This window comes from Solidesulfovibrio alcoholivorans DSM 5433, from assembly GCF_000702665.1.
Lineage (GTDB): Bacteria > Desulfobacterota > Desulfovibrionia > Desulfovibrionales > Desulfovibrionaceae > Solidesulfovibrio > Solidesulfovibrio alcoholivorans.
Genome location: NZ_JNJA01000019.1, coordinates 37,854 through 50,865, shown reverse-complemented (window position 1 = coordinate 50,865; position 13,012 = coordinate 37,854). Strand labels below are relative to the sequence as shown.

Here is a 13,012-nt window from a genome sequence, read left to right as displayed (position 1 = left end):
GCTTCACGCTGCGTCGCCGGGGGGCCGTCGCCGCGACAACGCCCCAAGGTCCCCATGCACATCTACGCCGACGCCGACGCCCTGCCCAACCCGATCAAGGAAATCCTTTTCCGCGCCGCCGTACGCCTGCGCCTCGGGCTGACCCTGGTCGCCAACAAGACCCTGACCGTCCCCGCCTCCGCCTACATCCGCGCCGTGCGCGTGGGCCAGGGCTTCGACGTGGTGGATACGGCCATCGTGGAACAGGTGCTCCCCGGCGACCTCGTCATCACGGCGGACATTCCGCTCGCCGCCCGGGTGATCGAAAAAGACGCCCATGCGCTGAACCCCAGGGGCGAGCTGTACACCAAGGACAACATCGAGGGCCGGCTGGCCATGCGCAACCTGCTCTACGAACTGCGCGGCGCGGGCGTGGTCACCGGCGGTCCGCCGCCGCTTGGGAACCGCGACCGGGAAGCCTTCGCCAACCAGCTCGACATCTTCCTGACCAGGCACGCCGGCAACTGAGGCGCGCCGCCACGCCCCGTCGCCGGCTTCGCGCACGCCCCGGTCGACGACGCCGGCCGTTTCTGTCCACAACCTGTCCGGCCCATTACAAGGCGCCCCCGCGTCAGCGCCCCATCTTTTCAACGCCGCCCGATCGCGCTATGCGTCGGGAATGCGTATCCAGAGCTTTCCCTGCGCTTCTGGCGTGTTGTGGCGAATGGGGGTGGCCTGTCTCGCCGGCTGGCTCCTCCTCTTTTCGATCCTGGCCGTGCCCGTCGCACGGGCCGACCTGTTTTCCTTCGATCTCAAGGACGAACGCGAGCTCGGCGAAAAGTTCAACGCGCTCATCCGCGCCCGCATGCCGCTGATCGAGGACACCGAGGTCAACGACTACGTCAAGGGCGTGGTGGACCGGCTGATCGGGGTGAAGGCCCCCATGTCCTTCCCCATCACCGTCAGCGTAATCAACGACAACGCCGTCAACGCCTTCGCCGGCCCGGCCGGCTACGTGTTCGTGTTCACGGGGTTGATCCTCAACATGGAGCACGAATCCGAAATGGCGGGCGTGCTCGCCCACGAACTTGGGCACGTCAGCCAGCGCCACATCGCCAAGCGCGTGGGCGAAATGAAGGCGCTTTCCATCGGCCAGCTCGTCGGCGTGCTCGCCGGCGTGGTCCTTGGGCAGACCACGGGCAACAGGGACCTCGGCGCGGCCGTAGCCATGGGCTCCCAGGCGGCCTCGGCGCAGGCCTACCTCAAGTATTCCCGTGACGACGAACGCGAGGCCGACCAGGTCGGCATGAACGCCCTGATCGCGGCCGGCTATCCCCCGCAGGGGCTCGTCGGCGCGTTCGAGATTCTGCGCAAACTGCGCTGGATGCAGGGCGGCGGGACCATTCCCACCTACCTCAGCACCCACCCGGGGCTGGAAGAACGCATCAACTACTTGAAAGACCGCATCAACAAGATGCCCGCGAACATCCGCGACAGAAAAGACAACGACGCGGCCTTCAAGCGCGCGCAGATGCTCGTGCGCGCCCGCTACACCGACCCCAAAAACGCCGTGTCCTATTTCCGCAAGCTCGGGGACAAGGCCACGTGCCTGGACAAACTCGGGCTGGCCGTCGCCCTGTCCCGTTCCCTCGAGGACGTGGCCCAGGCGCGCTCGGCTTTCGAGGCGGCCCTGGCCTGCGGCGGCAACGACCCGCTGGTGCTCCGCGAATCGGGCCGCTATTTCCTGAAGGTCCGCGACTTCGCCCGGGCCAAGTCCCTGCTCGAGGCGGCGCTGCGGGCCAATCCCAAAGACATCGACGCCAACTATGAATACGGCCGCATGCTGGCCCAGGAAGGCAACTACAAGGCCGCGGCCGCCTACCTCGAACAGGTGCGGCTGCGGGTGCCGGAAAACGCCGAGATCCGGGCCACCTACGGCCAGATTCTCGGCCAGGCCGGCGACGTCTTCCACGCCTACCTCAACCTGACCTACGCCGCCATCTACGAAAACAACCCGCGCCAGGTGAAGTTCCAGCTGGAAAAGGCCAAGGCCGCGGCCAAGAGCGACGACGACCGGCGCGAACTGGCCAAGCTCGAAGAGACGCTCAAGAGACGCTCCGAATTCTGGAAGACGAAGTCTTTTTAAGGCATTCCCGCACGGCCGCGCCGTGTCGGGCCTCTGCCGGCATGCAATGCGAACGCAAACGGCCGGCGCATCCTTGTGGATGCGCCGGCCGTTTGCTGCGTGCGGGCCTGGGGTTCTCCCCGTCCGCCGGGGCGACACCGCGTCGCCCTGCCCCGCTTCCTATGCGTCCTGCCCCTGGCGGCACAGGGTGTTGATGCGGCAGGCGGCGCAGGCCGCGCCGAAGCCGTTGTCGATGTTGACCACGGTCACGCCGCTGGCGCAGGAGGTGAGCATGCCGCAAAGCGCCGTGAACCCGGACAGGGCCGCGCCGTAGCCCACGGAAGTGGGCACGGCCACCACCGGCTGGGCGACGAGCCCCCCGACCACGCTCGCCAGCGCACCTTCCATGCCGGCGATGACGATGAGCGCCCGCGCCCGGCGCAGGAGGTCGATGCGGTCGAGCAGCCGGTGCAGGCCGGCCACGCCCACGTCGCTGACGAGAAAGGCGCGGTGGCCGAACATGCGGCAGGTCTCGAGCGCCTCCTCGGCCACGGGCAGGTCCGAGGTGCCGGCCGTGACCACGCCGATCTCCCCTTCGCCGAACACCACCTGATCCTCGCCCATGGTCAGGGTGCGCCCCAGAGGGTTGTGCCTGGCCTCGGGGCAGGCCGCAAGCACCCGGCTCGCGGTTTCCTCGGGCACGCGCGTGGCGAGCACCGGCCCACGGTCGCGCAGGCGGATGAAGATCTCGACGACCTGACCGGCCGTCTTGCCCGCGGCGTAGACCACCTCGGGAAAGCCGTTTCTAAGCGGCCGGTGCAGATCGATCTTGGTATGGCCCATTTCCAGATACGGCAGGTCGCGCAGGCGCTCCATGCCGGCAGCGACGTCCAGTTCGCCGTTTTTCACGGCGGTCAGCAGCGCAAACAGATTTTCTTGGGTGTCCATCGCTCGGGAATCCGTCTTGTCTCCGCCTGTGGCGGGTTCGTTTTGGCTGCCCATGCGGTAGCCGGCAAGGTCCACGGTCACGAAACGGCAGCCGAGGCGGCCGAGGCGTTCGGCCAGGCCGCTTGCGGCAGCGGCCGCGACCAGTTCGCCCAGGCGCGCCGCCGGGGCCTCGATGCGGGCGAGGTCGCCGTGCAGGCGCAGGCGCGCACCGGGAAAACCGAGTTCGCGAAGCAGCGCCTCGCCCTGTTCGATGCGCGCCAGGACCGCCGCGTCCACGGACGCGCCATGCGGCAGGCGCGTGAGCAGGCACGGAGCGGCAGGCTTGTCCCAGGTGGGCAGCCTCCACTCCCGGGACAGGGCGCGGATGTCGGCCTTTGCCAGGCCGGCGTCCAGCAGCGGGCTGACGATGCCGAGCTCGGCCAGGGCCTTGCGCCCGGGGCGGTGGTCGCCGAGGTCGTCGCGGTTGGTGCCGTCGAGCACATGGGCGACGTCCGCCGCGGCGGCGATTTCGAGCAGGCGCGCGAAAAGCAGGCGCTTGCACAGGTAGCAGCGCTCGGGGGGATTGTCGCGCAGGGCCTCGGGAAACGGCACGTCCACAAGCGTGTGCCGCGACGCGCCGAGGCTCGCGGCCAGGCGCACGGCCTCGCCGATTTCGCTGCGCGCGGCATAGGGCGGGTCCAGGGTCACGGCCAGGACGTTCTCCGCCCCCAGGGCGTCCAGGGCGGCGCGCAAGAGAAACGTGCTGTCCACGCCCCCGGAAAAGGCCACGAGCACGCGGCCCATAGCGCCAAGGGCGCGGCGCAGGGCATCGGCCCGTTCCCGCGCCCCGGCCGGAAGATCGTGCGCCACGCTCACGACGGCTTCCGGCACGCGGCGATAGCGGCGTAGACCGCCGTCAGCGGCAGGTTGTGCGCCCTGGCCAGCCGCCGGCAGTCCTCGAATTCCGGCTTGGCGCGCAGCACCGCCCCGCCCATGAGGGCGTTTTTCATGGTCACCGGGCCAAGGGGCGTGTCCAGGGTCTCGAAGGCGGTTTCGAGCGCCGTCTTGTCCAGGGGGAAGCTTTTCACGCCAAGCGTGGTCGTGTGCCGCAGGAGCATTTCCGTAAACTGCGCCGCGTCGTCCTCGCCGCACAGCAGGGACAGGCACGTGGCCGGCCGGCTCTTTTTCATGACGATGGGCGTGAAATGCACGTCCATGGCCCCGGCGTCCATGAGCAGGTCCAGGACCGCGCCGAGCAGCTCCGCGCTCATGTCGTCGATGTTGCATTGCAACAGCCGGCAGGGGCTGGAGGACGCCACCTCCGCGCGCGCCAAATGCACGCGCAGGAGGTTGGGGATGGCCATGTCGCGGTGGCCGACGCCGTAGCCGGTCCTTTCCGTGGTCAGGGCCGGCGCGGCGGTGAAGCGGTCGGCGAGCGTCGCGATAATGGCCGCGCCGGTCGGCGTGGCGGTCTCGGCCGGGACCGCCCCGTGCGTGGTTGGAATGCCATGGAGCAGTTCCACCGTGGCCGGGGCCGGCACGGGAATGACGCCGTGGGCGCAGCGCGCAAAGCCGCCGCCGAGTTCCACCGGCGAGCTCCAGACCGCGTCCACGTCAAGCGCGTGGCGGCAGACGGCCGCGCCCACGATGTCCACCAGCGCGTCCGTCGCCCCGACTTCGTGGAAATGGACCGCCTCCACGGCGACGCCGTGCACCTTGGCCTCGGCCGCGGCCAGGCGGCGGAAGATGGCGAGGCTCGTGCGGCGCACCGCCGCGTCCAGGCCGCTGCCCTCGATGATCGCCTCGATGTCGCGAAGCGACCGGTGCGACCCGTGCGCATGGCCATGCCCGCCATGGGCGTGCGCATGGTGGCGGTGCCCATGGCCATGGTCGTGCTCGTGCAGCTGGTCATGCCCATGGTCGTGGTCGTGGTCATGGTCGTGGTCATGGTCGTGACCGGGCGCGGCGTCCGCAGGCGTGCCATCCGCAAGGACCACATCCACGCGCAGGCCGGCGATGCCGTTTTTTGCCGCTTGCGCCACGCGCAGGTCGAATTCCGCGTCAAGGCCGAGCTTTGACAGGGCGATGCGCAGATGCGCGGGGTCCACGCCGAGATGGAGCATGGCGGCCAGGTTCATGTCGCCGCTGATGCCGGCGCGGCAATCGTAATAGAGGATTTTCATCAATCCGTTCCCTCGCCGTATACGGCAGTGATCCCCAAGGCGGCGCACAAGGCCGCCTCGGGGAATGCGACGTTCGGATGCAGGATTCGAGGATACTGTTTTTTCGGACGACGTCCGCGTCTTGTTTCATGGACGCATACCGCGCGCAACGTCGGAAGCGGCCCAACGGCCGCGCCTTCCGGCGCTTGCGGCGCGCCCTACTGCGGCCGGACCTTGAACATTTTGCTGGCCGCTTCCATGCGCGCGGGCACGCCCTCGTCCTCCAGTTCGGCGACCACGGACTTGAGCACCTCGGGGATTTCGATGTGCTGCGGGCACTTCTCCAGGCACTCGCCGCAGGCCACGCACCGCGAGGCGAACCCCGGCGCGTCCACGCCGATGACGCCGCCCACGCTCACCACGTAGCGGAACTTCGCGGACTCGTCATCGCCGGAGAGGTGCAGGGCGTTGTAAGCATCGAAGCACTTGGGAATCTGCACGCCCATGGGGCACGGCATGCAGTAGCCGCAGCCCGTACAGCCGACCCTGAGCAGCTCCTTGTAGGTCGCCGCGACGCGGTCCACGAGCGCCGTTTCGGCGTCGGTCAGCGCCCCGGGCAGGGCCTGCCCGGCCACGGCGACGTTTTGCGCGATGTGGGCTTCCTCATTCATGCCCGACAGCAGCAGCGTGACCTCGGGGTGGTTCCAGACCCAGCGCAACGCCCAGTCCACGGGCTCGCGCCGTGCCCCGGCCTCGTCCCACAGGGCGGCGATGGCCGGGGCCGACCGCGCCAGCATGCCGCCGCGCAGGGGTTCCATGACGACCACGCCGAGGCCTTTGGCCGCGGCATAGCGCAGCCCTTCCGTGCCGGCCTGGAACTGCTGGTCCAGGTAGTTGTACTGGATCTGGCAGAAAATCCAGGGATAGGCGTCCACGATGCGCCTGAAGTCCGGCAGCAGGCCGTGGAACGAGAAACCGGCGTTGACGATACGGCCGTCGGCCTTGGCCGCGTCCAGGAAATCCGCCACACCGTGGGCTGCGACCGCGTCCCACAGCGGCCCGTCCAGGGCGTGGACAAGGTAGTAGTCGATGTGGTCGGTTTCCAGGCGCGAAAGCTGCGCGTCGAGGAACCGGTCCATGTCCGCGCGGCTGGTCACGAGCCAGGACGGCAGCTTGGTGGCGAGTTTCACGCGCTCGCGGTAGCCGTCGCGCAACGACTTGCCGAGCAGGGGTTCGCTCGCGCCGGCATGGTAGGGCCAGGCCGTGTCGACGTAATTGACGCCCGCGTCGATGGCGGCGCGAATCTGGGCGATGGCGCGCGGCTCGTCGATGGCCCCTTCGGGCGTGGCGGGCAGGCGCATGCAGCCGAAACCGAGAATGGAGAGCCTGTCTCCGTTTTTTGGCATGGTCCGATACAGCATGGGGAGCTTCTCCTTTTGCCGGAGCATTCGGGTTTGGCCGTCTCCGCCGTTGGAGGCGGCCCTGGAGATGGAGCCTGAATACTCGAACCACGGGTGGGGAAAAACGCCTAATCCGGGATAAAAATTGTCCGATCCTGCCAAACGGGGAGACGCTTTCCCTGGGAAGGCCTTGCCCAAGGCTGCCCCAGGGCTTATGGTGCTTTCATTATCCGTATTCCCGCCAAGGAGAGCCCATGACCCGACTCGCCAGACTGCTGTGCGCCATCCTCGTCCTGGCCGGCCTTTCCGGCTGCGGCTACAACCAGATGCAGACCAATGAGGAGGCGGTCAACGCCGCCTGGGGCAACGTGGAATCCGCCCTGCAACGCCGCATGGACCTTGTCCCCAACCTCGTGGAGACGGTCAAAGGCTACGCCAGCCACGAAAAGGACACCCTGACCGCCGTGGTCGACGCCAGGGCCAAGGCCACGCAGGTCAAAATCACCCCCGAAACCCTGGCCGACCCGCAAGCCATGGCCGCCTTCCAGCAGGCGCAGGGGCAGATGCAGTCCTCGCTGTCCCGCCTGCTCGCCGTGGTGGAAAACTACCCGCAGCTCAAGGCCGACCAGAACTTCCGCGACCTGCAAAACCAGCTCGAAGGCACGGAGAACCGCATCAACGTGGCCCGGCAACGCTACAACCAGGCCGTGGAGACCTACAACGCCTCCATCCGCACCTTCCCCAACTCCCTCACCAATTCCCTCCTGCTGCACCTCAAGGCCAAGGAATACTTCAAGGCCGACGAAGCCGCCAAACAAGCGCCCAAGGTGAAGTTTTAGGAGAAAGAAATAATTAAGAGGCCTCCGGCGGCCGGGGGGGCATGATGCCCCCCCGGACCCCCTCGAAGGGGGGTAAGGGGAAAGCATGCCGCCGGTCGCATCATCGCCGGCCCTTGTTTTTCCCCTGTCGATTTTCACGGAGGCCCCATGCCCCTGCTCCCATCCGTCCGCCCCGACCCGCCCACCTCCCCCCGTTCGGGAGGTCCAGGAGGGGCAGTGCCCCTCCTGGCCGCCGGAGGCATCTTCCTCTTCTTCCTCCTGCTCTTTTCCTCTCTCCTCTCCACCACATCCGCCGCCGCCCTCGGTGTGCCGCGCCTGACTGGGCGGGTGGTGGATACGGCGCACATGCTTTCGCCGGACGCCGTGCGCGACATCGATGCCAAGCTGGCCGATTTCGAGCGGTCGGATTCCACGCAGGTGGTGGTGCTGACCATCCCCTCGCTCGAGGGCGAGTCCCTGGAGGAGTATTCGATCAAGGTGGCTCAGGCCTGGGGCATCGGCCAGAAAGGCAAGGACAACGGCGTGCTGCTGCTCGTCTCCAAGGGCGACCGCAAGGTGCGCATCGAGGTGGGCTACGGGCTGGAGGGGCGGCTGACGGACGCCTTGTCCGGGCGCATCATCGACTACGCCATTGTCCCGGCGTTCAAGACCGGGCATTTCGACGCCGGCATCGAAAGCGGCGTGTCCGCGATCATGGAAGCCGTGCGCGGCGAATACAAGGGCGGGCCGGAACATAACGCCAAGGGCTCCGGCCATGACGACAACGCCGTGTTCGGACTTTTCATCCTGGCGATGTTGCTCACGGCCTTCCTGTCGCGGCTGCCGGCGCTGGCGCGGGCCGGAATCTTCGGCTTGGTACTGCCCGGGGCGGGCGCGCTTTTCGGTCTGGGGCTCGGCTTTCTGGGGCTTCTCTGCGTGGCCGGGGTGGTGCTCGGGCTCGTCGGGCCATGGCTTTTCAGTTCGGGCCGGGGCGGCGGCGGCGGGTTTTATGTCGGCGGCGGCGGCGGGTCATCGGGCGGCGGCGGTTTTTCCGGCGGCGGCGGCTCCTTCGGCGGCGGCGGGTCCTCGGGAAGCTGGTAGGAGGCGACGATGCGAAGACTTGTGACGCAGTTTATGACCGAGGCCGACCGCAACGCCATCCGCGATGCCGTACGCGCGGCCGAGGCGAAAACCTCGGCCGAGATCGTGCCCATGATCGTCGGGGCCAGCGACAGCTACCCCAAGGCGCAGCTCGCCTGCGCCCTAACCGTGGGTCTTGTCTGCGCGGTCCTGGCCTGCTTGGCCTGCGGCACGCGCAACATGTGGGTGTTCCTTGCTTTTTTCGGCGTATTCGCCCTGCTCGCCTTCCAGGCGGCCAAACGCCTGCCGGCGCTCCTGCGTCCCTTCGTTTCGCCGGCCCGCGCCAGCCATGAAACCCTGCAAGCGGCCCAGGCCGCGTTTTTCAGCCAGGGCCTGACGCGGACCCGGGAGCGCAACGCCCTGCTCGTCTACGTTTCGGTCTTCGAGCGCCTGGTCTTCCTGCTCCCGGACACGGGGCTCGCCGGAAAGTTCGACGCCCGGGAACTGGACGCCGCGGCCGCGGCCCTTTCCGCCGGCATCCGCGGGGGACGGCCGGCCGAAGCCATAGCGGCGGCCGTGGCGGGCCTGGCGCAGTCCCTTGCGGCCGCCTTCCCCCCGCGCGAAGACGACGTCAATGAGATCAAGGATCTGATTCTCTTCTAGCCATCCGGCGCAAGGCGTTGCCCGTTTTTCACCGGCCCGGCATTGCATTTCGTCCGGCCTGTGGCATAGTGCCTCCAATCGTTCGTCCTCCGGCACGGGGGACGCGTAAGGAGCATGCCCCATGGATCAATATCACGAGCCGGTTGCAGAACTCTCGCCCCAGGACCGCGACTTCGTCCGGGCGCTCAACAGCATCAAGGAAGAGCTCGAGGCCATCAACTGGTACCACCAGCGCGTGGTCGCGGCCAGCGATCCGCAGATCAAGGCCATCATGGCCCACAACCGCGACGAGGAAATCGAGCATGCCGTCATGGGCCTGGAGTGGCTGCGCCGCAACATGCCCGTCTGGGACGAGACCATGCGCACCTATCTTTTCACCGCGGGCGACATCACGGCCCTGGAAGACGCGGCCACGGGCGGCGAAGGCGGCGAGGCCGCCCCGGGCAAGGCCCCGGCTTCCGGCAGCTCGCTCGGCATCGGCAGCCTCAAGGGCAACCGCTAAACAGGAGGAGACGTCATGGACATCCTGAAACGCGACCTCGCGCCCATCACCGCCGCCGCCTGGCAGGCCGTGGACAGCCGCGCCCGCCAGACGCTGACCAGCATGCTCTCGGCCCGCCGGGTCGTGGACGTGGCCGGGCCGCTCGGCTGGGAATACGCCGCCGTGCCGCTGGGGCGCATCGAATACGCCAAGACGCAGTCCGTCTCCGGCATCACCTACGGCCTGCACCAGGTCAAACCCCTGGTCGAGGTCAAGGTGCCGTTCACACTGGACATCGCCGAGATCGACAACGCGGCCCGCGGCGGCAAGGACATCGACCTCGCCGCCCTGGACGCAGCCGCCGAAAGGCTCGCGCGGTTCGAGGAGGAGGCCATCTACCACGGCTTCGCCCCGGCCGGCATCAAGGGCCTGTCGGAAGTGTCCAGCCAGACGCGCATGCCCCTGACCAAAGACCCCGAGGACATCGCCGAGAAGGTGTCCATGGGCCTGACAGCCCTGCGCAAAACCTCGGTGGAAGGCCCTTACGCCCTGGTGGTCGGCCCCGAGACCTGGGTCGCCCTGTCCGGGCACGTGCGCGGCTACCCGCTGTCGCAGTACCTGGAAACCATGCTCGGCGGCGAGGTGATCGTCAGCCCCTTCGTGGAGGAGGCCTACCTCCTGTCCACGCGCGGCGGCGACCTGGAGATGACCCTCGGCGGCGACATCGCCATCGGCTACGCCTCCCACGACACCGAGAAAGTGGCGCTTTTCTTCCTGGAATCCTTCACCTTCCAGGTGCTCGACCCGACCGTGGTCGTGCGCCTGGACTGGAAGGGCTAGGCGCGGCCCAGAGGCCGACGGCGGCCGACATCCCCCTTGCCACAGCGGCAGGAGGCATGGCGGCCGCCGCAACCGTGACGCCCTCCCGCGTCCCGGTCCCGATGCCGGGCGCGGCTTCCTTCACCGACCTTCGCGCCCGCGGCTTCGGGAAACCGCCTGCCGGAGATGCAGGTCCCTGCCGTCCGACACGCCCTGCTCGCGCCGCCCCGCTCCCGCGCTGCTGTGCATGGTGTTGCCGTCGTTCCCCATGGACAGCCGAGCTGTCACCGAAAAAGGCAGGACTGGAAAGGAGTTTCGGGCAGCATGGCGGTATGGTGAAAAAGCAATCGTGTCGTTTTTACCCAAAGTGTCACTCTTTTTTTGTATTCGTGATTCAAAATTGATAACATTCTGTAAAAATTAAATGTTATAAAAAACATAATTCACACGAAAAAAATAATTTGCGTGTGACTTAAAAATGCCCTATCTCTTTTCCAACACGAACAACAACGGCAAAAACCTGTCGCATCCCTCCAACGTATAACCCGAAAGGAGACGCAGCCATGAAAGTCAGCGCCCGTAACCTGATCCCCGGCACCGTCAAGAAGGTCAACATCGGTATGGTCAACGCCGAAGTCGTCATCGAAGCCGCCCCCGGCGTCGAGATCGTCTCCGTCATCACCAAGGAATCCGCCGAGGCCATGGGCCTCAAGGCCGGCGCCAAGGTCAAGGCCATGGTCAAGGCTTCCAGCGTCATGGTCGTCACCGACTAGCGCTTCCCCGGAAGCGCATGCGCAAGGCCGGCGGTTTCCTCGGAAACCGCCGGCCTTCGTCGTTGGGGGCGGCCGGGCAAGCGCCCCCGTGCGCCCGTCGCTTGACTTTACGCCTCCCCTTTGCAAAGGGTGGGGACTTTTCCAGGGAGGCTTGGCATGCAGCTTTTCAACACCATGACCCGGTCCAAGGAAGCCTTCGCTCCCCACAATCCGGGCAAGGTGGCCATGTACGTGTGCGGCATCACCGCCTATGACCTCTGCCACATCGGGCATGCCCGTTCGTCCGTGGTCTTCGACGTGCTCGTGCGCCACCTGCGCAAGAAAGGCCTCGACGTGACCTTCGTGCGCAACTTCACCGACGTCGACGACAAGATCATCAAGAAGGCCAATGCCGAGGGCGTCACGTCCGACGTCATCGCCGAGCGCTACATCGAGGCCTTTTACGAGGACATGGACAAGCTCGGCATCCTGCGCGCCGACGCCGAGCCCCGCGCCACGCAGTACATCGACGAGATGGCGCGCCTGGCCCAACGCCTGATCGGAAACGGCCACGCCTACCGCACGGCCTCCGGCGACGTCTATTTCCGCGTGCGCTCGTTTCCCGGCTACGGCAAGCTCTCGGGCCGCGATATCGAGGACATGCGCTCCGGCGCCCGGGTCGCCCCGGGCGAGGAAAAGGAAGACCCCCTCGACTTCGCCCTGTGGAAGGCCTCCAAGCCCGGCGAGCCCGTCTGGGACAGCCCCTTCGGTCCCGGCCGGCCCGGCTGGCACCTGGAATGCTCGGCCATGAGCGAAAAGCTCCTCGGCATGCCCATCGACATCCACGGCGGCGGCCAGGACCTCATCTTCCCCCACCACGAAAACGAGATCGCCCAGAGCGAGGCGGCCATCGGCGGCGAATTCTGCCGCTACTGGGTCCACAACGGCTTCGTGCGCATCAACACCGAGAAGATGTCCAAGTCGCTCGGCAACTTCGTCACCATCCGCGACATCTACAAGCGCTACCTGCCCGAAGTGCTGCGCTTTTTCCTGGTCTCCTCCCACTACAGGAGCCCGCTCGACTACTCCGACCAGGCCCTCGACGAGGCGGAAAAAGGCCTCAGGCGCATCTACGCCGCCATGGCGCAGATGGACCAGGCCCTCACCCGCGCCAAATGGTCGGAAACGAAGCTCCCGCCCGACGTCGCCCAGGAACTGGCCAAGCTCGAGGAAGGCTTCGCCGCGGCCATGGACGACGACCTCAACACCGCCCAGGCCCTGGGCCACGTGTTCGGCGCGGTGCGCCTGGCCGGCCGGCTCATGGAAGACAAGACGCTCGCCAAAAGCCGCGAGACGGCCGACATTCTGCGCCGCATCCAGGCCGACCTGGCCGACTGGGGCGACGAACTGGGCGTGTTCGGCAGCGCAAGCGAGGTCTTCCTCGAAGCGCTCAAGGCCAGCCGCGCGACACGCCTGGGCATCGACGCCGCGCGCGTGGAAGCGCTGGTGGCCGAGCGCCAGGACGCCCGCAAGAACAAGGATTTCGCCCGCTCCGACGCCATCCGCGACGAACTGGCCGGCCTCGGCGTCACCGTCATGGACACCCCCGCCGGGCCCCGCTGGGACGTGGCGTAGGGGGAGAAGGAAGAGAAAGGCGAAAGAGAAGAGAAAAAGAATGCCTCCGGCGGCCAGGAGGGGCCGAGGGCCCCTCCTGGACCACCCCGAAAGGGGGGAGAGGTCCGGACTCGCGGGAGGTTCCGCGCCGTTAGTGCGACGAGGGATAAGGATTCTGTTTCAAGGCTTTTT

At 67.2% G+C, this 13,012-nt stretch carries 12 protein-coding genes and 1 pseudogene; 9 read left to right on the top strand and 4 right to left on the bottom strand.

The genetic code is table 11. The features are described from left to right. Nucleotides 1–54: 54 nt before the first annotated feature. Entirely contained in the window at nucleotides 55–507 is a 453-nt protein-coding gene (locus tag Q368_RS0120295; RefSeq protein ID WP_029460870.1) for a YaiI/YqxD family protein, read from the top strand. A 196-nt stretch (nucleotides 508–703) separates the two neighbouring features. Beyond that, nucleotides 704–2,125 (top strand): M48 family metallopeptidase, encoded by a 1,422-nt coding sequence (locus Q368_RS0120290; RefSeq protein ID WP_029460869.1) that lies wholly within the window; start codon nucleotides 704–706, stop codon nucleotides 2,123–2,125. Between the two features lie 159 nt (nucleotides 2,126–2,284). Here Q368_RS0120290 and larB read toward each other — a convergent pair whose 3' ends face one another. The 4 genes and pseudogenes from larB to Q368_RS0120270 all read right to left on the bottom strand — a co-directional run bounded on the left by larB (nucleotide 2,285) and on the right by Q368_RS0120270 (nucleotide 6,614). Beyond that, nucleotides 2,285–3,052, bottom strand: a complete 768-nt coding sequence (gene larB, locus Q368_RS0120285; protein WP_029460886.1) for a nickel pincer cofactor biosynthesis protein LarB — start codon at nucleotides 3,050–3,052, stop codon at nucleotides 2,285–2,287. A gap of 54 nt (nucleotides 3,053–3,106) precedes the next feature. Continuing rightward, a pseudogene (larE, locus tag Q368_RS24985) lies at nucleotides 3,107–3,901 on the bottom strand (ATP-dependent sacrificial sulfur transferase LarE); the annotation flags it as partial. Between the two features lie 2 nt (nucleotides 3,902–3,903). Continuing rightward, on the bottom strand, nucleotides 3,904–5,214 hold the full coding sequence (larC, locus tag Q368_RS0120275) for a nickel pincer cofactor biosynthesis protein LarC (protein WP_029460868.1): 1,311 nt from the start codon (nucleotides 5,212–5,214) through the stop codon (nucleotides 3,904–3,906). Between the two features lie 197 nt (nucleotides 5,215–5,411). After that, nucleotides 5,412–6,614 (bottom strand): aldo/keto reductase, encoded by a 1,203-nt coding sequence (locus tag Q368_RS0120270; protein WP_029460867.1) that lies wholly within the window; start codon nucleotides 6,612–6,614, stop codon nucleotides 5,412–5,414. Nucleotides 6,615–6,847: 233 nt separating this feature from the next. Between Q368_RS0120270 and Q368_RS0120265 the strand changes: the two genes are divergently transcribed. From Q368_RS0120265 to cysS, 7 genes are all read left to right on the top strand, one after another. Next, nucleotides 6,848–7,432, top strand: coding sequence for a LemA family protein (locus Q368_RS0120265; RefSeq protein ID WP_029460866.1), 585 nt, complete (start codon nucleotides 6,848–6,850; stop codon nucleotides 7,430–7,432). A 216-nt stretch (nucleotides 7,433–7,648) separates the two neighbouring features. Then, nucleotides 7,649–8,512: a TPM domain-containing protein gene (locus tag Q368_RS0120260; RefSeq protein WP_281174651.1), complete on the top strand. Its 864-nt coding sequence runs from the start codon at nucleotides 7,649–7,651 to the stop codon at nucleotides 8,510–8,512. Nucleotides 8,513–8,521: 9 nt separating this feature from the next. Next, nucleotides 8,522–9,154, top strand: a complete 633-nt coding sequence (locus tag Q368_RS0120255) for a hypothetical protein (RefSeq protein ID WP_029460864.1) — start codon at nucleotides 8,522–8,524, stop codon at nucleotides 9,152–9,154. Between the two features lie 121 nt (nucleotides 9,155–9,275). Beyond that, entirely contained in the window at nucleotides 9,276–9,656 is a 381-nt protein-coding gene (locus Q368_RS0120250; RefSeq protein ID WP_029460863.1) for an encapsulin-associated ferritin-like protein, read from the top strand. Between the two features lie 15 nt (nucleotides 9,657–9,671). Continuing rightward, entirely contained in the window at nucleotides 9,672–10,475 is an 804-nt protein-coding gene (locus Q368_RS0120245; protein ID WP_029460862.1) for a family 1 encapsulin nanocompartment shell protein, read from the top strand. Nucleotides 10,476–11,017: 542 nt separating this feature from the next. Beyond that, nucleotides 11,018–11,227, top strand: coding sequence for a TOBE domain-containing protein (locus tag Q368_RS0120240; RefSeq protein ID WP_029460861.1), 210 nt, complete (start codon nucleotides 11,018–11,020; stop codon nucleotides 11,225–11,227). Nucleotides 11,228–11,383: 156 nt separating this feature from the next. After that, nucleotides 11,384–12,841 (top strand): cysteine--tRNA ligase, encoded by a 1,458-nt coding sequence (gene cysS / locus Q368_RS0120235; protein WP_029460860.1) that lies wholly within the window; start codon nucleotides 11,384–11,386, stop codon nucleotides 12,839–12,841. Nucleotides 12,842–13,012: the final 171 nt, after the last annotated feature.